This is a genomic window from Chloroflexota bacterium (assembly GCA_034717495.1).
GTDB lineage: Bacteria > Chloroflexota > Anaerolineae > JAAEKA01 > JAAEKA01 > JAYELL01.
Genome location: JAYELL010000056.1, coordinates 1 through 23,114 on the forward strand (window position 1 = coordinate 1; position 23,114 = coordinate 23,114).

A 23,114-nucleotide genomic window follows, 5' to 3' on the forward strand; every position below is an offset into this window, starting at 1 on the left:
AATTAACTCGAAGGAAGTGTTGTCCATTTTTAAGCTCAAACTTCGACCCTGACTGGGTCAGAGTGCTCAATTTGGCCGCATAGAGTGGACAGGATTTTGTTCGATCTAATTAGCTCTCGCACCGCTTGCTAGTCTGCTAGCGTGGCGGGCTGGCGGCACTCATCGTCGCCCGAAAGGGCCGCCTGTCGGCGTGCGACTCTGCGACATTCTGACATTCCGCCACGCCGCTCCGGGACTTCGGTGCCATTTAGTTGGCTGAAACAATGAGAAGCCCGAGGCCACCGATTCCGAACAGTGCTGCCAACCCAATCACGATCAGAACGGGCAGGAAGGTCGCCAGGGCTGCCTTGCCAAAGCTAAACCGCTGGCTTACCTCCACCCCTTTGATGTAGATCGCAATCGCCCAGACCCAGCCGACCAGGGCCAGGAGGGTGCCGGCGCATTGAATGGGACCCAGGATTGCCAGGACGTGGGGGATCGACGACAGGGCTGTCACGCCCAGGAAGCGGTCGATGCCGCCGTTGCCTCCCAGTAATTTGGCAAACAAAAGAACCCAAATGCCGTAGAACATCCACATCGCCAGGCGGCTGAATGGTCTGCTCAGCCAGGCGCCAAAGGACTGGAAGAAGCGAGCGATTGGTCTGGGCAACGGGGTCTCAAGGCTGTCGATCTCGCTACCGATTGTCAACCCGGCGTCCAGGTTGTCCATCATCATGTCGAGGGCGAATTGGCCTTCCTCATCGGGCGGTGCGAACTGCTGCATCATCGTCATCTGTTGCTCGATCTGCGCTTTGATCTCATTGGCCTCTTCCGGGCCGAATGGCTGAAGATTGTCCACGAAGCTTACGACGAACTGCAGACTGCCGGCGATCAAAAACGCTATCACGAAGATGTAGATGCCTTTCTTCATGGCATCGCTGGAATCGCGCATTCGTTCGTAGGTAGCCGTATCCAGCGTCAGGATGCCTTTGAGATACGTAGTCAGGTTATCCATCTCACAGCCCTCCTGTAAACGACATAGCCATCGTGGCGCCGAAGAGAGCGACTCCCGTGCCGAACAGGATAGCGATCAGCAGTCCGACGATCAGAGGGGGCAGGAGCGCCGCCCACATGGCCCGCGGCCAGGTCAACTCATGGGCTACCCGCAGGCCCATGTAGCGACAAAGCAGGGTCCAGACCGTGATTCCGGCTACCGTGACGAAGGGGATGGCGGTTAGGAGCAATAGAAGTTGGGGAGCTTCTGCCAGGGCGGTGACCCCCAATGTCTGGCTCAAGCTGGCGACGCCGCCGAAGAGGCGGGCCAGAAGGTGTGCCAGTACGCCGATCACCAGCCAACCGACGATCAGGCCAAGGGGGGTCAGGATGAGTCCCGCCGCGGCTGTTCCTGGATGTGGCATGAAGAACTCCACAATTCGCCAGTTCATATCCCAGACTTGCTGGAACATGGCCAGGGCTTCTTCTCCGCCCTCCTGGGCCATCATATCCCACCCGGGCATGGCTTGAAGGTTTGGCAGGATGATCTCCCGTATTTCACCCAGGTCCGGGGAACTGGCCCACTCCAGTGTCGTGCCGATGATGCCAGCCAGAGCCGCGGCCACGCCCAGCATCACGAGGATGAACAGGCCATCGACAAAGGGGTTGTCGTCGTCTCTCATCGTTGCATAGGCTCGCTTCTGCAGGAACAGGGCGTCCCAAAGCAGGCCGGAACTTCGTTTGATTGTCTGCACGGTTAACCTCCTCGTATACTAATTCGATTCGGGTGCGTTTCAAATGGGTTGACGATTGTGGGCAGGGAAACCCTGTAGGCGGAGGGCAGGGTCTCCCTGCCCCTACTGAGATTCTGCCAGCGCCTTGACCAATGCCCGCTCTTCAGCTTCGGAGGTCACTGAACCATCCAGCCAGGCATCACGGGCGGTATCAAGAATCTTCTTGAAGGCGGGACCGGGACGCAGACCGAGGGCCATCAGGTCCTCTCCGCCGAGATAGGGTTTGACCTTCATCAATTCCCCTTCGTAGAGATCGATCCACCATCGGACGACTTGAGAATCGCTGATGATTCTCATCAGGAAGCGGCTGGCCGCGAGTGTCGGCTTCAGGAGGCGATATGCCTGGCTGCGCGATAGATTCTCGTTTTCGAGGGCTTGCACCTGCGCCTTGAAGTCATGGAGATTCTCGAGAAGTGCCATCGAGCTTCGCATCAGGGTCAGGCGCTTATCAAGGGCGGTCAACTCTTCCCGCGGCAAGCGGTAGGTCCAGATGGCGAAATAGAGCTGATCGGTCTCGGCATCCAGGTCGGAAGAACGCCGGCTTTCACGAAATCTGCGAAAGCGGTCGACCACCCAGCTGTCGGTTGTCAATGCAGGATGGATGTGGCTGATAACGCCCAGTTCCTCCAGTCGGGCGAGGGATTGCTCTGGCAAGGCCTCGGCGAGAATAAGTTCCAACTCGTGGCGCACTCGGGCCGGGCTGATACGATCCAGAAGATCCAGAGAGTCCTGGATCAGCTCGCCTGTGCGTTGTTCGATCTGAAATCCGAAACGTTGCTCAAAACGCACAGCGCGCAGGATGCGCGTCGGATCGTCCACAAAACTGTGGGTATGCAGGACGCGGATCAGCCCGTCGTTCAAGTCGCGTTCGCCGCCGTAGAAGTCCAATAGTTCTCCCCACCGGTCCGGGTTCAGCGAGACTGCCAGGGTATTGATGGTGAAGTCACGCCGGTGAAGATCCAGTTTGATGGAACCATGTTCAACCGCAGGCAGCACAGTGGGCTCGGCGTAGAATTCGGTTCGTGCCGTTACGAAATCAAGGGCGGCAGGGGGTGCCAGGATATGGTTCAGGGCGACAATCAGGGCATCCGGATCATCCGCGCTGCCGGACTCGTCGCCAGACTCGGGCAGAATCCACTTGGCTGTGCCGAAACGCTTGTGGCTGCGCACGCGCCCGCCGTGACGGCGGGCCAGGCGCCGGGCAAGCGCGATGGCATCTCCCTCGACGACCAGATCAACATCGAAGTTGGGCCGATCCAGCAATAGATCCCTGGCGAAACCACCCACGGCGTACAGGGGAAACCCCAATTCATTGGCTGACTGGCCTGCCAGGCGCAGAAGGGCCAGTAGGGCATCGGGCAGGGCGGTTTCCATGCGCAGCGCGATTTCCTCGCGCCGGGAGGATTTGTCAGGTTCCCCCCACAGTTTGATGAGGTCGGTACGGGTAACGATGCCAATGATCATCTCGCTGGTGGGGTCGATCACCGGAATCTGGCCCCAGCCTGATTCGATCATCAGTTTCTGCAGTTCGTTGATGCCCGCCTCGGGAGTGACGGTCACACGGCCCGTACGCATGTAGCGATTGACGGTATGGGTTGCCAGGCCATGCTGCACGGCGCGATCAACCTGGCGGCGAGTAATGTTTCCCAGGAGCCCGTTGACGTGGGCGGATCGTTTGCCATTTTCGTCGCTGCTCGTTTCTTCGACCACCGGATAGCCCTCAAACCCATAGCGCTGAAGGATGCCGACCATCTCTTCGATGGTTGTGGAGGGGGGAACTGTCGCTGGATAGCCGTGGGTCATGATCTTTTCGACCGTCACCAGCGGCTTGACCGACTCCTGAAGCAGGCTGAGCAGTGTGACTTCTACCTCGGTCAGACTCTTGCCACGGACCAGGGCGGCGGCGGCTCGGGGATGCCCACCGCCACCCATCTTGAGAGCGATCGAACCAACATCGACGGCATCGGTCGCGCTGCGGGCTACAACCTGGATGCGGTCGCCCAAATCGACGATCAGGAACAATCCCGATGGTTCATAGACATCGCGAATTTTGTGGGCGAGGGTGCTGATCTCGTCGCCAAACCCGGGCGCGCTGGCACTGGCAACTACGACGGAATGCCCGGCAATATCGTAGACGCGATTGCTCTCTGTCAGAGCGGTATACAAGTCAAGTTGTTCCGGGGTCAACGGGTGATGCAGGAAACGCCCTACGACCTGCAGGTTGGCACCTTGTTCAATGAGCCATGCAGCTGCCTGCAGGTCTCGTGCCGTGGTGGCAATGTATACGAGGGAACCGGTGTCCTCGTAGATTCCCAGAAGCAGCAGTGTGGCCTCGACCGGTGAGACCTCAATCTGGCGCCGGGCAATTTTCTCCACGAGCAAGGTGGTTGTAGCTCCAACCTCCTCGCCATCGAAGGTCCATCCCTGGTCCGGGGTGCGCTGTTGTACATGGTGATCGACGATCTGGCCCGGCGTATCAGGTTTCATCCCCTTGACGGTGGAATAGGTCTGCGTATCGACAACGATGGCGTAGTCTACCTGGCGACGCGGCAGGTCCTCCTGCCGGCGGAAGGGGAGAGCAGAGCGGTAGAGGGCCAGGAACTCCTGCAAGTTGCGGTTGAGGCAGCGCGGCAAAACAGGGATGGCGTGAGGATGCAGTTTGTGTGCTGCAAGCATGGAGGCCAGCCCATCGAAGTCGGTATGTTCGTGCGTCAGGATGACTGTGAATTTTTTGCCAGCCATTGAGGATCTCCACCGATGATTATACCACAGGGAGATTGTGAATTGTCAATAGCCGCCCGAAGACCGCGGACCGAAGACCGCGGTCCGCGGTCCGAAGATCGAAGACCATCGATCACTGATACTAATCGGTTGTGGATTCCTGAGCAGCGTCCTCGGCAGGTTCTTCCTCGGATGGGTTCAGCAAGCGGTTGAGTTCTTCGTTCAGCTTGTGTAAGCCCAGCAGCAGGCCTTTGCGAACCTCCTGCGTTACCTGGCTTTCCTCGACGGTACCAACCATCCGGGAAGCCTGGGTTTTCAGGTCTTGTGCAACCTCGCTGGCATGCAGATCCTCGGAGATGCCATCAAGCTGGGTGCCCGCGGTTTTCAGGGCCTCTCGAATCTCCACCTCGGCTTTTCTACGCTCGTCGCTCTCCCAGGCGCTGCGGATAGCACCGGCTACCTTGTCACCCAGATTGCCAATCTCAACCCAGACCTCTTCCGACGTAGCGTCGGCGGCAGTTTCCTCCACCACCGGTTCCTCGGATGCCGGGCCTGTTGTTTTTTTCTCTTCGCTCATTGGGGTCTCCTTTGCTTGTGTCAGTAAGAAGCGAGCAGAACGGTCGCTTCAAATCGTCTGCGGAACCGCATGCGCGTGAAACGAATGTGGTCACTACTCTGTTATACGTTTCTGAGGGGTCGTTAGTCGCGCCGAATCCCGACGGGTGTCGGAAGATCCAGGGAGTCTGCGACCGGCTGGCCATCAGCATCGACCCACAAGAGGCGGGTGCCACTGGTCGGGTCGTAGATACCAACGACTATTCTCGCTTGTTCAGGACAGCCCGCGCGGTTGCCGCAGTCCGGCGGGATGGGCAAGAGGTGACGATCGCTCAGATATTCTCCGGGTACCCAACTTGAGGTCGGGAGGTTGCCCTCTCCCGGCTCACCGTCCGATTGAGCAATGAAGTTGCCCGAATCGTCCAGAAGGTGGACGAAAACAGAAAGACGCTCTCCAGTCGTCTCTGTCGCCTGCCAGATCAGATCGACTTCCAGGGATTCACCGGGAGAGAATGTGTCGCTCGATAAACCATAGCCGACCAGGCGGCCCAGCTGCTGGAGGTCGGCAGCAAACGGATAATCAAGTTGCGGTGAAGTCATGACATGATCGCGGTCCACGGCCTCGAATTCTGCGAGATGAATGAAGTCCTGGCCCGATCCCAAAACCTGCCCACTTTTCGGCAGCCTCTGGCCGGTTTGCGGGTCGAACAGGCCAGTGATGAGGGCGTACTTGCCATCCATCGCCCCAGCCGGAAGTCGTAACAGGTGTTGGCTGCGCACCAGTTCCCCCGCCTGCCAGTCTCCAGTTGGATACCAGGATACTGGTGGTCCCTGCCATGCGGCCGCCACTCTTTCATCGCCGTCGACCAGTTGCAGGAACAGATGGAGATCGTTCTGGATCTGTCCGAGGTCAGGTAACGCTTGCCAGAAGAGGTTGACCTGTAAATCATGCCCGGGTGTCAAGGGGCCTCGGGAAACACTGTAGCCCAGCAGGTCGACGGCATCACCGAGCGGCTGATTGACAGGGATATCGAAAGCAAGGGTTTCTATCGACTGCGGATCATCGGGTCGCTCTATCCGGACCTGCCCCAGAATTGTCTCTGTCCCCTGGGTTCGTCCATCGGGACCGATGAAATCGAAGGCTGGTCCGCCCGGTTTCTCGCTGAGACCTAACCGCAGCTCGTATTCGCCCGGTGGGGTGCCGGCGGGCACAAGCATTGCCAGTCGATCGGGCCCTGCCGTTTCATGGGCGGTCAGGTCTTGTTGGGCCCAGGTGTGTCCTGCGTCGTCTGCCAGGCGCAGGCTGACCGCCCGCGTGCTCAACGCTCCTTTATTCTCCCACGCCAGGTCAACCAGGAGAGTCTGATTGGCAGCGGGGAGAGGGGAAGGCCCAAAGTGAGAGTCAGCCAGCTGTACACCATTGGCGAAAGCCGCATCGCCGGCATCGACGAATTCAAAGATGCGATCGGGACTTGCCCAGCCGGTGAGTCTGGTGCTGGGGCTGTACCAACGGTTGGCCAGATTATAGCTATTCGACCAAAGATAGTCCTCGATTTGGCTTTCGAGTAAGCCACCGAGGGAGAGGTGTTCCGGGAACCACACGTTGCCATTTTCCAGGGCATCGTCAACCAGTTGCACGGCTTCGTCATTCCAATAGTGAGGAGGTAACAAAATGGGCTGCGCGCCCTCCTGCCTCCCGTAGCTCCAGAAGTAGCCCACTTGCCAGGGAAAAACGGAGATCACCCTGTCCTCTGCCTTTCCCCATTGATTGACTTGCCCAATCAACGGGCGATAATCTTCTTCGGCATAGCGGGGCACGGTGAAGAAAGCCAGCAGGGAGAGCAGCGAAAGGCCGGCGAACAGGATGAGGGTCAACACCAGGGGAAGACGATTCCTGTCTGAACCATCCAGCTGTCTTCGGGTGACACTGTTCCAAGCGCAGACCAGGGCGGTGCTGATGAGCAACAGGAAAAGGGGCAAAGCCAATAGCAGTAAGCGCTCTGCCCGATCGGGGAAAAAGGGAAAGGTCAGATTGACCAGCCAGCCCAACATCAGTACCACCAGCAGTGCAAGCAGGAGGAATCCGACGGTTTCCCAGGCCGGTTGTCTGCGCGAATCGCCGGCGACCGGATCGAGGCTTTTTCCGGCACTGTTTCGCTCTGACCACCAGACCAGCAGTGCCCAGAACAGTGGCAACAATCCCAGGAGGCCGAGGACCCACCACCGTGTCAATAAACCTTCGAGGTGGCCGGTCGAAAAGGCAGACAGGTGCCGGGCCAGATACTCGATGGCTCCCAGGGGACGGTCTGAGTCGGCAACCACCTTCTGCGACACGTAGGCCACGAGTCGGGGTGTGGCGAAGAGCAGCCAGGGCAGGTAGAGCAGCAGGGCAACGGCCTGGGCAGCCAACCAGAGAACGGCTCGCTTGCCCGGCTCTTTGCGCCGCCAAAGGAGCCAGAGTCCGGCGACAGTCAGACCGGCAGCCAGGAATCCGGCATAGTACTGGGTGTAGAGAGCAAGAACGATAAAAAGCAGGTAGCCCAACAACCAGGCCCAGTCAGTGCGTTCGATGTAGCCTGAGCTATCGAGTTGACCCGCTGCGTTCGACCTGAAACGCACTCCCAGCCAGCGGGCGGCTGAACCGGTCGCCATCAGGCTGTAGAGGGTCACCAGGGCATACATTCGGACTTCCTGTGAATAGAAGATGTGGAAAGGATTAATGGCGAGAAGGAATGCAGCCAGAACACCGGTGATCGGCCCGCCAAGCCAGCGCCCAACCAGGTAGATCAGCGGGATGGCGAGGACGCCGGCAGCGACGGAAAAGAGACGCAGGGCAACCGGGGATAGTCCAAACAAGGAACTCCAGCCGCCCAACATGGTGTAGTACAGGGGGGGATGGATGTCTTCGGCTGTCAGCAGGAGCATCTGGATCAGTGGCTGATTGGCAAACCAGACACTGTATCCCTCATCCCACCAAAGGGGTTGGAAGTCGAGTCGTGCTACCCGTAACGCCAGGGCCAGCAGCGTCAAGAGTGCTACGGCGCGGCCGGCAGTCCTGGAGCGCATTGGGCAGGTGGATCAACTACTGCGCGGAAAAGGCCAGATACAGCCATTGTGTATCATCCCCCTCGTGGCCGAAGGTTACCTGAGATGTTACCTGGCTACCGCTGCCATCTACCAACCAGATGATGAAACTGTGGCCGATCAGGGGTGATTTTCCGATCGTATTGAAATCGATGTTTATCTCGCGAAAGTCATCGAAATCGTCGCTGGGCGCCGAATATTGCCAGGCCAGACCGCCGCTGGGGCGTGATACCCAGATCTGTCCTGTGGTCTCGTTCTGAACGCGGAGGTAGTAGTCACCCAGGGGATTGTTCTCATCGTCGCTGACCTTTACCCCAACCCGAAGATAGTCCCGGTCATTGAATGGGAAGGTTTCCGATTGCGACAAGGACAGTTCGAGTGCGGATGCATCGGGTGTGGGTGGTGGCAATGGTGTACCTGCCGCGGCAACCGCGACGGCGGTAGGCGACGGTGCCGGTGTTGCTGTGGGCAGATTGACGGCGACCTTTTCGACCGGTCCCTCTACCCGGACGAGATCGGCCGTGACCCAGCCTTGCTGCCCATCGACGCAGCATATCTGGAACCATTGGCTGTCAGGATTTCGCCCCGTAATATCCAGCCGGTTGCCCTGGCTGATTTGCCCGATTTTTTCAAAGCTGGTTCCCGGACCTGAGCGCACATTGACACGTGCACTTTGCACGACAACCTGGGGGACCGGCTGCCGTGTAGCCGTCGGCACCGGCGTTGCTGTCGGTGGTTCAGGGATACCGGTTGCCATCGCGATAGCCTCCAGCCCACCCCGGCCGGTTACCTGATCGCGCTGGACCCAGACGGTCTGATCATTGTGGCAGCAGACCTGCCACCAATCCCAGGCTTCACTGCGGCCTACGATCGCGAGCTGAGTGCCGGTTGGCAGGTCGCCCATTTTTTCATAGGCTGTTCCCGGTCCGAACCACACGGCTACAGACTCTGCTTCGACTTCAATGAAGGGGGTAGGGGTTGCTATCGGCTCGGGCGCCTCGGCGGCGGCCGGCTGTTCTTCGCTGGGATTCGGTTCAGACGGGGCCGGCGCGGGTTCGATGGCGCCGATCACCGGGAAAGTTGCCGTTGGGGAAGGATGCGGTTGGGCAGCCTGCTCAGCTGCTGCGCCTTGTGGGGCAGCAGCTACCTCGGCAACCTCAAGGGGAGGCGGCTCTGGCGGCGCCTGCAATTCGGCAAGGTTCTCGGGCAGTGGTGTCGGGGTGAAGGTCGGGCGCAAGGCGCGCTGTACCACCGGCGTGGGCGTTGGGTAGTCAACAAAAGCGTTGACCAGGGCGCATCCCGGTGTAATAATCAGCAGCGCCATCGCTGCAAGGAAAATCAGCTTGGACGATCGCAAAGAATCGACCTCCTGGCAAGCAAATTCCACACAAACAGGGTCACCATTCAGGCTGACCGGTCGCGTAGTATATCACAAGAGATCGAGGGCGTCCAGATATCAACGTAAATCGAAAAAGCCGACGTAGACCTCCCGGACGCCGCCAGTTGCATGGGTATCAAAGGTAACTTCGGGCGACAACTGTGCTCCCGACCCATCGGTCATGTATATGGTCCAACTGGCCTCGCCGGCGTCGGGGAAAAACTCGTACTTCAAATTGTATTCACGACGGCTGCCAAAGGCATCGGGGTCATCTTCGAGGAAGGGTGCAGAGAGCTCGAACACGCCGCGGGTGACATCGGATTCGCTGACGTCTACGCCGTTGCGAAGCACCCGCAGGCGATAGCCTGGCACAGGCAGGAAGATGGGTGGAAGGCCGGTGAATGCCTTGACAAAGATTGTGAGCCAGGGGTTATTGGATTCGAAAAAATGGGGGCCGTCGCCGACATCGAAGGGATAGGCAGGCCGCGGCGTATTTGTTGGCAGCGGGGTACTGGTTGGAAACGCCGTCGGTGGTGGCGGCGGGGCCGAGGCAACAGGGACCGAGTTCAGGGACCCGCCTGGCGTGGTTAACTGGGCGGTGATCCAGACCTCCCTGCCGCTGAAACAACAGATCTTCCACCATGTTGAGGCGTCGTTTCTGCCGATCAGGGTGTATTGCTCTCCCTGGTTCACCTGGCCCACGATCGGATAGGCGATACTGGGACCCTCACGCACGTTGACAATGGGTGCCTTGATGACCACATAGGCCTCGGGCGTGGGAGTCGGCATTGGTGTTGGCGGCAGCGCGGGCGTGAAAGTTGGGGTTTGTGTCGGTGGAATCGCCGGCGTAAAGGTGGGCGTCAGAGTTGGCCAGGATATCCCAGCCACCACGGTCATCGTTGCGATTTCGGCGGGAGAGAGTTGGCCCTCCGGGGAAGGGGTCCAGGTGGGCAGCGGCGTGGGCGCTTCGAGCGTTGGGACTGGCGTTGGGTCACCGAGCAGGATTCGACCCAGGGAGCATCCCACGCTGGTCATCAGGACCAGACATACCAGTGTGGCCAGCCAAAGTCTGGAGGCCGAAGTTTCGCGAGAAGGTTGGCTCATGGCGGTTGAAAATGGCCCCAAAGCGGGTGCCGCCGGTTCTGGACGACGAATTCGGATAACTGCCGTTGCTGACGGTTGGACGTCGGTGGCAGAGAACAGGTTCCAATCGGGTAGTGCTCAGTCAAAACGTCTGGGTGGCGGGCAGAGAGGTTTGACCTCGGCCACCTCGGCGAGCATCTCTGTCACCGACTCCCGGCCGGCATCGGTGCTGCTGCCAAGCATGGCGGCAAGCTCCTGGACCCGCTCGTCACCACTCAGCTTGACCACGTCGGTGCGAGTGTGCTGATCTACGACTAGCTTGCGGATGGTGAAATGGGTGTCGCCGTAGGCAGCCAGCTGGGGCAGATGTGTGATGCAGAGCACCTGATGGTTGGCCGCATGGGAGTCTTTTCCCTGCAACTGAGCGGTGCTGCGGTCGCTCTGCAAGTGCGTCAGCCCCCAGAGTTTCTGGCCAACGGTGGCGCCTACCCGTCCCCCGATGCCTACGTCGATCTCGTCGAAGATCAGCGTGGGGGTTTCGTCGGCTCGGCCAAGCACCGTCTTCAATGCCAGCATCAGGCGTGACGTCTCGCCGCCTGATGCTACTTTCACCAGGGGTTTGAGAGGTTCGCCAGGGTTGGCCGTGACCAGGAACTCCACCCGATCCAGGCCGTTGCTGTCGAAGGCATAACAACCAGGGGGCAGGTTCTGGGGGGTGTCGTCTTCGGTTACCACTGCCCCCTCGGAATCCTCGCTCCATTGAAATTCTACGGAAAACCGGGCCCTGGCCATACGCAGATCGTGCAACTCCCGTTCGACGGCGGCGGCCATGGCTTCAGCCACCTGGCGGCGGGTTCTGGACAGTGTTGCACCCAGCTGTCCGATGCGAATCCGCAGGCGATTCTCTTCTTCCTCCAACTCAGCGGTTCGCACCTCGGCGTTGTTTAACGCCAGCAACTCGCTGTGAGCGCGCTCACCGAAGGCGATAATCTCCTCGATCGTGTCGCCGTATTTTCGTTTGAGATTGAAAATCAAGTTGAGCCGCTCTTCAACCTCGACCAGCCGCTCCGGGTTGAACTCCACCTGGCTGGCGTATACTTCCAGGGAACGGGCGAGATCGTCAAGTTGATCGTTGAGGCTCTCGGCGTTCTGCAGCAAGGACTCGGTATCGGGATCGATGCTGGCCAGCCGGGCCAACTCTCCCGAGGCGTTGCTGACCAGATCGAGGGCCGCGGCCTGCTCGTCGTTGCCCTCTACCAGGAAACGCCGGGAGGAATCGGTCAGGCGGATGAGCTGCTCGGCGTTGGCAAGCCGCCGTCTCTCAGCTTCCAACGCCTTTCCCTCGCCTGGCTCGAGGGCGGCGGTCTGGATTTCCTCCACCTGGAAGTTGAGGAGGTCCAGGCGACGGGCAAGTTCCCGTTGGTCATGGCGCAAGGTAGCCAACTCCTTGCGCACGGCGATCAGTTTTCGCACCGCAGCCGATACCTCCGCTCTTGGTATCGCGAGGTCCGCATAACGGTCCAGCAGGTTGATGTGCTCGCGCTGGCGCATCAGGGAGAGGTGATCGGTCTGCCCGTGGATGTCCACCAGATGGTTACCGATCTCTCGCAACACGGCCAGGGACACGGATCGCCCGTTGACGCGGGCTACTGAACGCCCCCCTCGTCGCAGTTCCCGGGAAAGAGTCAGCAGGTGCTCGTCGTCACCTTCCAGGCCTTCACGTTCCAGCAGAGCCTCTACGGCCGTTGCCGAGGGTGAGTCCAGCAAAAAAAACCCTTCAACCTGGGTTCGCGATGCGTCAGCCCGGATAACCTCCTGGCCGACCCGGCAACCTAAAAGCATGTCCACGGCATCGATGATAATCGACTTGCCTGCGCCAGTTTCGCCTGTCAATACATTCAGGCCGGCGCCGAAACTTACTCGCAGGTCATCGATGATGGCAAAGTTGCTGATGTGAAGTTCAGAGAGCATGGTGACAATCGATCGTGATTATGCAGCTTGTACAGGGTAGCTTTTTCGGTTTGAACCCCCAACCTGGTATGGTACAGTATCGCTAACGCAGCGCAGCGTAGATGGTACTCAAGGCCAGGAAAAGGAAAAGGCCAAGCGGAAGCAAATTGATGCCTATGCCAAAGGGCACGGCAAGCAACGTGCCAACCACCATGCCCAGAATTATGCCGACCACGGCGACGGCGCCCAGATGTCGACCGCGCCTGCGGCTGACCGAGCGGCGAATCAACGTTGCTGCGGCGCCGCCAACGGCTGGTCCCAGGAAAAAGGCGATGATCAAGCCGAAGAACAGGCCAAACATGCCAAACAACAGGCCGATAATGGGCGCGGCGATGGCTGCCAGTAAGAAGCTGACGATAGCCACGATCACGTAGTCGCCGTTCACGGCATTGAAGAAGACATTCTGTTGCTCTCGAATGCAGGTCTTGCAGCGATAGCCAACCTCGGTCAGTTCCACGCATTGGGTGCATACCGGTTTACCGCATCTGTTGCAGCGCAATGTGGTTTCCACAGTTGGATGATTGGCGCAAAAGAGCACTTCATCGCTTTCGACCGGGATGTGATCGTGGTCGTCATGCTCCTGCGTGATCGCCGAGGGTGTGCCGTTGCCGGCCGCCTCCGGTGGTGGTGGCGGAACCGTGGTTCCCAGGCGTTCCAGGGCGGCGCGAGCTTCACCGTTGTGCGGATGGATCTCCAGCACCGTTTCCAGACAGGCTTGTTTTTCTTCTGGATCCTGGACTGCACTGGCCAGGCCGAGCCAGGCTCTGGAGTTGGCTGGCGAGCGTTCCGTTGCGCGGCGATAGAGCCGCTCCGCCTCTTCCTGGTCGCCAACGCTCGCTGCGGCTGCGGCCTGGTCCAGTAATTCTGAAAGGGTTAAGGTTATCTCATCTGGATTCATAAATTCTCTTTTGAGCCAAGGATAAATTCTTTTCAATACCACAAGATGCCTGGCGCTTGCGCCAGGCTGTCGCAGTATACACTACATTCTATCCGCATACAATTTTTCCGTCATTGGTACCTCACGAGTCAGATTCTTGCCCAGTGTGCAAGACAATTAGCTATGAACCAAACAAGGATGTACCGCAGCGCTGTCCTGCCCACTCCGGGGCACCTGATGGTGAGCGTAGCCGAAGGATCAACGCAGATGGACGCTGATCAATCCAAAAAGATCAGAGAGATCAGCGTGAATCTGCGCCGGAGGTCTGCGTAAATCAGCGGTGAAATCAGAGAAAAATCATAACCGCTGATAACCGCCGATAAACGCTGATCAGATATCAGAAAAGATCAGCGAGAATCTGCACCGAAGGTCTGCGCAATCAGGGTTCCTCTGGCTTGTCCAGGTCGGGGGGATGGCGTTCGCGTGTTTTCAAAAGTGCCACTTGAGGCGCTCCATCAGGCTGCGGTAAAAGTAGGCAGGCGAGCGCAATCGGACGAAATAGGCGGAATCGGTGCTGGTACAGATGTTTACGACGTCGCCGTCCTGCACCTCAACCTTGAACTGTCCGTCCACGGTCAGGATCACATCATGATCGGAGTCTACCGTCAGAGAGACTGTAGCACCCTCAGAGAGCACGACCGCGCGGTCGAGACTCAGATGGGCAGCGATCGGTATCAGGAGGATATTGCGAAGTTCGGGCGGCAGAATGGGACCCCCGGCTGCCAGGGCATATCCGGTGGAACCGGTAGGTGTGGCAACGATGACTCCATCGGCGGCATAGGTGGTCAAATAATCGCCGTCGATGGAGGTGGCAACCCGAACCAGCCGGGCCAGGCCGCCACGGCTGACAACCACATCATTGAGCGCCTGAAAATGCAAATCCTGGTCCTGTTCGTCCTGGACCGGTCCATTTCGCTGCATACGCACATCCAGCATCAACCGGCGTTCCAGCCAATAATGGCCTGTCAATACCTCTTCCATGGGATCACGCCAATCATCGGGCTGGACCTCGGCCAGAAACCCCAGCCGGCCCATCTTCACGCCCAGAATTGGAATGGCGTAGCTGGCGCCCAGGCGAGCAGCCCGCAAGATCGTACCATCGCCCCCCAGGGTTATCAACATATCGAGATCAGGGAGCTGATCCTCGATCGCCTCGTCGTCCCAGGCGGAACCTATCCAGAAGGCACAGGCCTGCTCTTCCAGCATGGCCGCCATTTCCAGCGCAAGCTCTTTCGACTCTGGCTTGTGCGGATGGAAAAGGATGCCGATGCGACTGGGTGGGGTCTGATGCCACTCGGCGTCATCGGGCGATATATTGGTCGACTGCATCTCGTCCGTGTTCATTGGCTGGGTCCGTGGCGCGTTGATCGAGTTGGCAGAAACCTGGTCGTTATCGAGAGGCCTGTTACGCGAGTTGCTGTGTCAACCAGGACGCGACAGCTGTCAACGCGATGGACTGCTGGTTGCCGTCGGAGAGATTTCGCACCGTTGCCTGTCCGCTTTCCAGCTCGTCCTCACCGACAATCACGACGAAGGCGACTCCCGCCCGGTTGGCTGATTTCAGTTGGCTTTTCAGGCTGCGGTCGCCGAAAGGCAGCAACGCGCCAATGCCGAGCTGACGCAGTTCCCGCACCAGCCCCACTGCCGCATTCTTTGTCCGACGACCTACGTCGCCTTTGCCGATATAGGACACCTGCACGACCGGCGCGTCCAGGGGTGGTGGTGTGATTCCCTGGGCCTTAAGGGCAAGGATCTGACGCTCGATTCCGCTACCGAAGCCGATTCCTGGTGTTGATGGACCTCCCAGCAGTTCAATCAAGCCGTCATAGCGTCCACCGCCACACACAGCAGCCTGGGCGCCGATTCCTTCGGCCCATACCTCAAATACCGTTTTCGTGTAGTAGTCAAACCCGCGAACCAGCCGGTCGTTTACGGTGTAGGGAAGATCGGCTTCATCCAGATAGACCAGCAGCGTATCGAAGTGATCCCGGCACTCATCGCAGAGGAAGTCAATGCTGCGCGGGGCCGAGGCAAGCAGCGGTTGGGCCGATTTTTCCTTGGAATCGAGCAGACGCAGCGGGTTGACGGCCAGCCGCCGTTTGTCCACATCACTTAGAGTTGTCTCGTATTGGGAAAAGTAGGCCACCAGGGCATCGATGTGTGCGGGCCGGCAAACTGGACAACCAATGGAATTGAGCTGGAACTCCAGCCCCTGGAAACCAATGGCCTCGAAGAGTTGCCAGGCGATGGACATCACCTCGAAATCGACTGCGGGATCGATCTCTCCCAATACCTCGATGTTCCATTGGGTATGCTGGCGATAACGTCCTGCCTGGGGGCGCTCCTGGCGAAAAATGGGGCCAACGGAGTAGAGTTTCACCGGTGACGGCAAGACCTTCATGCCGTGTTCCAGGTAGGCGCGCATGACCCCTGCCGTAAATTCCGGTCGAAGGGTCAGGCTTGTGCCACCCTTATCCTCGAAGGTGTACATCTCCTTCTGCACGACCAGATCGGCGCCTTCGCCAGCCCCCCGTTCGAACAGATCAGTGACCTCAAAGATGGGTGGCTCGATTTGCCGAAAGCCATAAAGGCTCGCAAGTCGGTCGATGTTGGAGAGCAGATAGCGCCAGTAGGGCCAATCCTCTGGCAGGATGTCGTTGGTGCCGCGCGATGCTTGATACACAGAATCCCTCACATTGTTTGGATTTTTACAGGCGTCATTATAGCTGATTCGGAACGGGATGTCTAGCGGTTTTCATGTCAGAATGTCGGAATGTCAGCATACCGGAATGTCAGCATGTCAGCATGTCATGATTCCGCATCATGAAAAATAATGTCATTGCGCCCGGCTGACCCAAAACCGGGGGCTGCGCACAGCCTCGACTCCCAAGCTAACGCGGGGCTGTTTCCTCAAGCGCCTCAGGGTATAGAACCACCTGGATGAAACTGTCCTCGCTCAGATAGGCGTTGGCGGCCGCCTGGATATCCTCGATGGTCAGCGCCTCAAGGGCATCTTCGAAGGCCAGAATGTCCAGCGGATCGGCCTCGGGATCGGTGAAGGCATCCTCGAGTTGGCTCAGCCAGAAGGCGTTGGTCTGCACGGCTTCTTCCCGATCCCGGCGTTGCTGTTCCTTGACCTTATTCAGAGCTTCTTGTGACGGCCCATTTTCCTGAATGTCCCTGATCAGGTCGAACAGGGCATCCACTAACTCGTCGACCCGATCGGGATCGGTGCTGAACCACGCGCCAACCTGGTAGGTTTCATCGGGCTCGTCGGACACTGTCGACCAGATATCGACGGCGTACACAGCGCTGCGTTCCTCCCGTAGCTCGTCGATGGCCAGGATATTCAGGAGGTCCGCCAGGACATCCAGTTTCAAGGCGTTCTCCCTGGTCGCTTCGATGGTGCCGGTGAAAAAAAGTTGCGCTATGGACTGATCCTCCTGGCCTCGAAAGACCTTCTTTTCGACGATTCCCCCGGGCAGGTCTGGCGCCAAATCACGCCAGGTTTCTTCCCTACCTTGCGACGGCAAGGTCGCCAGGTAGGTCCGGGCAAGCTCTTTCACCCGGTCCTCGTCTATATTGCCCACAATGGTGAAAGTGAAGTCCCCCATGTCGGCGAAACGCTCCTGATAGAGCTCAAGCGCGCGTTCCCGGTCAAGCGTGTCGATTTCCTCCAGCGTGGGCACACGGTAACGGATGTCATCGGTACCGTACAGGGCTTGCCGGATCGCGTCGGAAAAGGCATCGTAGGGAGAGAGTGACCGGTTTTCGAGCCACTCGCGCTGGTTGGTCCTGAAGACCTCAAAGGCGTTCTCGTCGATGCGAGCTTCGGTGGCGTACAGGGTGATTAGCTGAAACAGGGTCTCAAGGTCGTTGGGCGAGGATGCGCCGGACAAGCCCTCGTACAGGTCGAAAACCCGCGGGGAAACGCCGACGAGCTTGTCGCTCAACAGCTTCTGCAGGGCGGTCTGGTCGAAGTCCCCGACTCCGCTCTGCGAGACGAGAAGGCTGCTGTAGCTTGCCGCGAGATAGTCCTCGTCAGCCACGAGCGAAGTGCCGCCCGGGCTGATTGCTGAGACCAGTACCTGGTCCTCGCGGAAGTCAGTTGGCTTGATGATGACCTGTATGCCGTTTGCCAACTGGAATTCTGTGACACCCAGTTCTGGTATGGAATGCCCGGCCACGATCTTGCCTGGGGCGGGTATGCGGGCCATCAAGGGGTCAGTCACCACTTCGTCTATGTAGGGCGCTATTGCCGCCGCCTGGACTGTCTCAAACAGCAGGGACAGCTCGGTCTCAGCTGGCAGGATCAATCCCTCTTTTTCCGGGGCTGTCACGATAACGACCTGGTTGCTGTCAGAAACCAGGTCCGATGCCTTTTTATTGATCTCAGCCAGCGTGATGCCAGGCATGAGTTGGGTCAGCAACTGATACCAGGCATCGGCATTGATCACCGGCGATCCTGTCAGAAAATGATCGAGAAGCTCGGATGCATGGGAGGCGTTGTCATAGTTCTCCCGCTCATTGTAGATGGTCTCGATGATACGGGAGAAGGAAGTCCTGGCTCGTTCAAGCTCCGTGTCTGCGAAACCATGGCGACGTATCCGCTCGATTTCGGTGAGCAGTGCTTCCAGTCCCTCAACCACGCCATCGTCTTCCACACCAGCCTCCAGCGTGTAACTGTCCACGGGGCGCACCACGTTGCCGGAACTGCCAAAGGCATAGAGGAACGGGGCATCAGCCTGTCGAGCGATCTCCGCCAAACGCAAATTGAGCAACTCGCTGAAGAGGGCTTCCACCAGCGACTCTTGAAAATCACCGGTAGTCCGGTCGACCCTGGCCGGGTGCATGTTTTCGATCGATACAGATGTGGTGGTGTTTTCCGGGTCGCTGATGACCAGGAATCGAGTACGGTCCATGGCGGGAACCTGGTAGTACCGTCGGGGCTCTCCGGCCGGCGCAGGTGGGAGTTGGGAAAAGCGATCCTGAATACGCGCTTCCATCAGATCGGCATCGAAATCGCCGACCGCGATGATTGCCATCAGGTCTGGCCGATACCAGGTTTCGAAAAAACGACGGGTCGCTTCGGGCGGCGACTCCCGGATGATATCCATATCCCCGATGGGTAAACGCTCGGCGTAGAGGGAGTCTTCGAGCAGCACTGGCCAAATCTGCTCCAGAATGCGGCCGCTGGCATTTTGGTCCCTCAGCCGCCATTCCTCGACAACAACACCGCGTTCCTTGTCGATCTCCTCTGCGTCGAGCAGCGCATAAGCGGCCCAATCCTCCAACACGTCAAGCGCTGATTGAACGATCAAGGCATCATCGGTGGGAATGTGCAGCATGTAGACAGTCTCGTCGAATGAGGTGTATGCGTTGACATCGGGCCCGAACTCGATTCCCAGGCTTTGCAGAAAGCCGACCAATTGGGTCTTTGGGAAGCGCCGCGTGCCGTTGAACAGCATATGTTCCAGGAGGTGAGCCAGACCCTTTTGATCTTCATTCTCGAGGATCGATCCCGCATCAATGGCGAGCCAGAGTTCGGCGCGTTCTTTGGGTTCCTCATTGTGGCGAATGAAGTAGGCAAGGCCATTGTCCAGCTGTCCGGTGCGAACCTGCGGGTCGAAGGGCAAGAGGTTCGCCTCGAGCGGCTGGCTGGAAGGCGGTTCATCGGAAGTGGCCACAAGGAGCGGCGGGAATGAAGGCTGAAGAACCGGCACACAGCCGGCCAAGAGCATGAGCAGAATCAACGCTGCAGGAACAAAATGTTTCATCGGGAAAGCTACCTCCATCGTCGGGCGACATCATTTCCGGCACCGGTCCGGAACCGCCGGCCCGGTTGTGCCCAGTCTATTGAGGGTACCCATGTCTGTCAAATTGGAGTCAATCGGTGTCTTTCTTGACACGGGGGCCCATCGTGGTATACTTTAGAACGATTCTAACATAAGAATGATTATCGATTTGTCAGGAGTTCTATGAATCACACCACTTTGCGTTCCCAGCAGATGGAAGAGGCCCTTCGCCAGGCAGGCTACCGAATGACACCGCAGCGCCTGGCTATCTGTGAGGTATTGGCCGGCAGCGCCGACCATCCAACGCCCTATTCTGTCTTCGATCAGGTGCGGGAGCGTTTTCCCACGGTCAGTCGCGCGACTGTCTATAACACGCTCAACGCCCTGCGTGACCTGGGCGAGATTGTCGAAATCGGCCTTGGCCGCAGCGAGACCCACTATGAGCCCAACCTGGCGCCCCATGCCAACCTGATCTGTCTTCGCTGCGGCCGGATTGTCGACTACGATGGGTTGCCTTTGCAGGAATTGGGCAGCGAGGTTGCTGCTGACACCGGGTTCGATGTAAAAAACACCCGCCTGGAGGTGTTTGGAATCTGCGACAAATGCCAGAGGGCATGAATTTCCATTATCAAAGAAAGATGATTGACAGCGAATGAGCCAATCACAAACCGTTCCGTTTGGGTTTCGAAGTACTGGCAAAACCGGTAGATCGGGCGACAACGATGAGATCGAGCGCTGCGCCGATGTATTGCGGCAAGCTGTGGAAACGCGCCCCGGCCTTGTCAGTGCCGAGTTAAATGTCAGGAAGGGTGAACTTACCCTTGAGTATGATCCAACGGTGTTGCCTGCGCCCGAGGCTGACCAGTTGATTTCCCAGGTAAGCGCTGCAATGGATCACCGTTACGATATCTGTGCTTCCATGCTGGCTGGCTTTGACTGCGATACCTGCGCCGATTCCCGGGATCCAGGCTTGTGGGACGAAAGTGCCGGCAACAGCGCGGCTATCGTGACCCTGCGTCCTGGCCTGGTCACCGTGGCGACAGGTGGCATGCCCGCCGTGCGCGCCCAGGTAAAACGAAAAATCCACCCAAGTGACCTTGCCGGGGATGAAGGCCTGCGATGGCCCTGGCAGCGCTGGGATTTATCGCAATGGGAGATCCTGCTGACCACTATCACGGGAATCTGCATTGCGGCAGCCTGGATTGGAAGCGCATTTGGATTGCCGCAAACCTGGCAGACCGCGCTCTACGTAGTGGCATATCTGACGGGAGGCTATTTTGGGGTCCGGGAAGGATTGTCCGAACTAAGGCGGGGCGTCATCAACGTGGATCTGTTGATGGTACTCGCTGCCATCGGTGCAGCAATCATTGGCGATTGGCGGGAGGGCGCTATCCTGCTTTTCCTCTTCTCGTTGAGCAATACCCTTCAGAGCTACGCGATGGGTCGCAGCCGGCGGGCAATCGAAGCGCTGATGACGTTACGCCCCGAAGAGGCGCTGGTGAGACGAGATCGTACTGAAGTCTGGGTGCGGGTGGAGGATCTGAAGCTTGGGGATGTGGTTCTCGTACGGCCCGGCGAGCGATTGCCGGTCGATGGCACTATCCTGCGCGGGACTTCAAGTATCGATCAATCTACCATCACAGGAGAGTCGGTCCCCGTCGATGTCGAGAGTGGCGGCCAGGTGTTCGCTGGCACCCTGAATAAACAGGGCGCGCTGGAAGTAGAAGTGAATCACCTGGCGGGCGAGAGCACGTTGGCTCGTATTATCGAACTGGTGGAGAATGCGCAGGAGGAAAAGGCACCCACGCAGCGATTTCTGGATGACTTCGAACAGAAGTATGCGATTGGGGTGATCGTCGCCACGATGCTGGCAATCATTGTGCCGTTCGTTTTCCTGGACCAGCCCTTCGATGATGTCTTTTATCGGGCGATGACCTTCCTGGTGGTTGCCAGTCCCTGCGCGCTGGTGATCTCGGTGCCGGCAGCGATTCTGAGTGGCATCGCCAACGCAGCCCGCAAGGGAATCCTGTTCAAGGGTGGCGCCTATCTGGAGAGTCTGGCGACTGTGAAGGCCATGGCTTTTGACAAGACGGGCACTCTGACCGAGGGCAAGCCGGTGGTCACTGACCTGATTCCACTGGGCTGCTGCGCCGAGCAGGATGACCTGCTGGCCCTGGCTGCGTCGGTTGAGTCCCGATCGGAACATCCCCTGGCTCTGGCGATCGTGGCTGAAGCCCGCCATCGTGGCCTGGAATTCGAGCCCTGCGACGAACTGGAAGCAGTCACCGGCCGCGGCGCCCGCGCTGTCGCCGGGGATGGCCGGGTCTTTCTGATCGGCAATCTTGACCTCTTCCAGGACAGAATTGCCTTTTCGAATGAGCTATGCGGCGCGATGGGCGAGCTCGAATCGCAGGGCAAAACGGCCATGCTGTTGGGAGAGGAGCAGGAAGAGGGAGTTGTCCTTCACGGCCTGATTGCCGTGGCCGACCAGATTCGCCCGGAGGCACGACAGGCGCTGGACGATCTGCGGGGTCAGGGGATCGAACATATCATCATGCTCACGGGGGACAACGAGCGGGTTGCTCGCTCGGTTGCCCAACAGACTGGTGTGGATGAGTATCGTGCCGGCCTATTGCCAGGCGAGAAGGTGGATGCCGTCCAGGAGCTCCAGGGTGAATTTGGTTCGGTTGCCATGGTAGGCGATGGTGTCAACGATGCCCCTGCGTTGGCGGCTGCGAGCCTGGGCATTGCCATGGGCGCTGCCGGCACCGACGTTGCTTTGGAGACAGCGGATGTGGTGCTGATGTCGGATGAGCTGGAAAATATCTCCTATGTGGTCGATCTCAGCCACCGGGCCCGTCGCATTATACTGCAGAACATTGCTTTTGCCCTGGGGGTGATGGTGATTCTGGTCGTTGCCAATTTCGTGGTAGGCGTGCCGCTGCCGCTGGGCGTCGTGGCCCACGAGGGCAGCACGTTGATCGTGGTTGCCAATGGGTTGAGGTTGTTGCGGTAGGGGGAGGGTCGGAGGGTCAGAGTCTCAGAGGGTCAGATTGTCAGAGTCGCAGGGACACCGTTGACCACTGCCCGCTATGGCATCAACCGGCCTCGTCCCCACAGGCGTGGCGGACGCCGCAGGCCCGGCAGCGGGCGACCTGCTCGTGGTTGCGCGGCACGTTACGGCGGCTGCCCTCCTTTCTCATTTCCTTCATGAGATCGATAAGCTGGCGGCGAAGGGCGGTGGTGAAATCGATCTGTATGGTGGCGTTATTGTAGTGGATCAGTCCGAAGGGGGGCGTCTCTTCATGTTCCTGCTCGATCAGCAGGCAATAGGCGGCCAGCTGCATGATGTGTGAGTCATAGGCGGTGCCATTCCCGGGTGCTGATGTTCGTTTGACTTCCACCGGCACCAGGCCCGTGCGGGTCTCGACAAGGTAATCAGGTTTTCCTGTCAGTTGGTATTGGCGCGAGAAGTAGGGGCGAGAAACGACCGACCATTTTCCTGTGTCGGCATAGACCAGGCGGCCTTTCGGCAGGCCGCTGCGGCGGCGACCACGGCTGGCACGGATTGCGAGCCACAGGGCCAGACCGACGCACAACAGGCTAACGACTAGCAGTGATTTCCACATAATTGAACCGCATTTGAAATCAAGATGGGAACTTTTTGGTTACAAGAACAGGTTACTGATGATTTTCAACCGGCATTTACCATAAGCGAGTCCTCTTTAGTGCTGTCGCCGGGCACATTTGAGAATGCGTCCTCCGCCATTAACTACTGCCAATTG

The 23,114-nt window shown here is 58.7% G+C and carries 15 protein-coding genes; 2 read left to right on the forward strand and 13 right to left on the reverse strand.

All coding sequences use genetic code 11. The features are described 5' to 3' along the window. Window positions 1-247 precede the first annotated feature (247 nt). The 12 genes from U9R25_10865 to U9R25_10920 form a co-directional block, all read right to left on the reverse strand. Entirely contained in the window at window positions 248-994 is a 747-nt protein-coding gene (locus U9R25_10865; GenBank protein ID MEA3336402.1) for a Yip1 family protein, read from the reverse strand. 1 nt (window position 995) lies between these two features. Beyond that, window positions 996-1,727 (reverse strand): Yip1 family protein, encoded by a 732-nt coding sequence (locus tag U9R25_10870; GenBank protein MEA3336403.1) that lies wholly within the window; start codon window positions 1,725-1,727, stop codon window positions 996-998. A gap of 102 nt (window positions 1,728-1,829) precedes the next feature. Continuing rightward, entirely contained in the window at window positions 1,830-4,508 is a 2,679-nt protein-coding gene (locus tag U9R25_10875; protein ID MEA3336404.1) for a CBS domain-containing protein, read from the reverse strand. Window positions 4,509-4,629: 121 nt separating this feature from the next. Continuing rightward, window positions 4,630-5,064: a hypothetical protein gene (locus tag U9R25_10880; GenBank protein MEA3336405.1), complete on the reverse strand. Its 435-nt coding sequence runs from the start codon at window positions 5,062-5,064 to the stop codon at window positions 4,630-4,632. 122 nt (window positions 5,065-5,186) lie between these two features. After that, entirely contained in the window at window positions 5,187-8,108 is a 2,922-nt protein-coding gene (locus U9R25_10885; protein MEA3336406.1) for a glycosyltransferase family 39 protein, read from the reverse strand. A 16-nt stretch (window positions 8,109-8,124) separates the two neighbouring features. Then, a complete protein-coding gene (locus U9R25_10890) occupies window positions 8,125-9,483 on the reverse strand; it encodes an SH3 domain-containing protein (protein ID MEA3336407.1) in 1,359 nt (452 codons plus the stop codon). A gap of 99 nt (window positions 9,484-9,582) precedes the next feature. Continuing rightward, on the reverse strand, window positions 9,583-10,539 hold the full coding sequence (locus tag U9R25_10895) for an SH3 domain-containing protein (GenBank protein MEA3336408.1): 957 nt from the start codon (window positions 10,537-10,539) through the stop codon (window positions 9,583-9,585). A 186-nt stretch (window positions 10,540-10,725) separates the two neighbouring features. Then, window positions 10,726-12,558, reverse strand: a complete 1,833-nt coding sequence (recN, locus tag U9R25_10900; GenBank protein MEA3336409.1) for a DNA repair protein RecN — start codon at window positions 12,556-12,558, stop codon at window positions 10,726-10,728. 82 nt (window positions 12,559-12,640) lie between these two features. Further along, on the reverse strand, window positions 12,641-13,495 hold the full coding sequence (locus U9R25_10905) for a tetratricopeptide repeat protein (protein MEA3336410.1): 855 nt from the start codon (window positions 13,493-13,495) through the stop codon (window positions 12,641-12,643). Between the two features lie 468 nt (window positions 13,496-13,963). Then, window positions 13,964-14,878, reverse strand: coding sequence for an NAD(+)/NADH kinase (locus U9R25_10910; GenBank protein ID MEA3336411.1), 915 nt, complete (start codon window positions 14,876-14,878; stop codon window positions 13,964-13,966). 61 nt (window positions 14,879-14,939) lie between these two features. Then, window positions 14,940-16,217 (reverse strand): histidine--tRNA ligase, encoded by a 1,278-nt coding sequence (hisS, locus tag U9R25_10915; GenBank protein ID MEA3336412.1) that lies wholly within the window; start codon window positions 16,215-16,217, stop codon window positions 14,940-14,942. A 208-nt stretch (window positions 16,218-16,425) separates the two neighbouring features. Beyond that, entirely contained in the window at window positions 16,426-19,311 is a 2,886-nt protein-coding gene (locus U9R25_10920; protein ID MEA3336413.1) for an insulinase family protein, read from the reverse strand. Window positions 19,312-19,512: 201 nt separating this feature from the next. Between U9R25_10920 and U9R25_10925 the strand changes: the two genes are divergently transcribed. Continuing rightward, window positions 19,513-19,947, forward strand: a complete 435-nt coding sequence (locus U9R25_10925; GenBank protein ID MEA3336414.1) for a Fur family transcriptional regulator — start codon at window positions 19,513-19,515, stop codon at window positions 19,945-19,947. 34 nt (window positions 19,948-19,981) lie between these two features. Beyond that, on the forward strand, window positions 19,982-22,345 hold the full coding sequence (locus U9R25_10930) for a heavy metal translocating P-type ATPase (GenBank protein MEA3336415.1): 2,364 nt from the start codon (window positions 19,982-19,984) through the stop codon (window positions 22,343-22,345). Between the two features lie 82 nt (window positions 22,346-22,427). Here the strand turns inward: U9R25_10930 and cas4 are convergent, their stop codons facing one another. Continuing rightward, window positions 22,428-22,958 carry a CRISPR-associated protein Cas4 gene (gene cas4, locus U9R25_10935; GenBank protein ID MEA3336416.1) on the reverse strand — a complete coding sequence of 177 codons (531 nt, stop codon included), beginning with the start codon at window positions 22,956-22,958 and terminating at the stop codon, window positions 22,428-22,430. Between the last annotated feature and the right edge of the window lie 156 nt (window positions 22,959-23,114).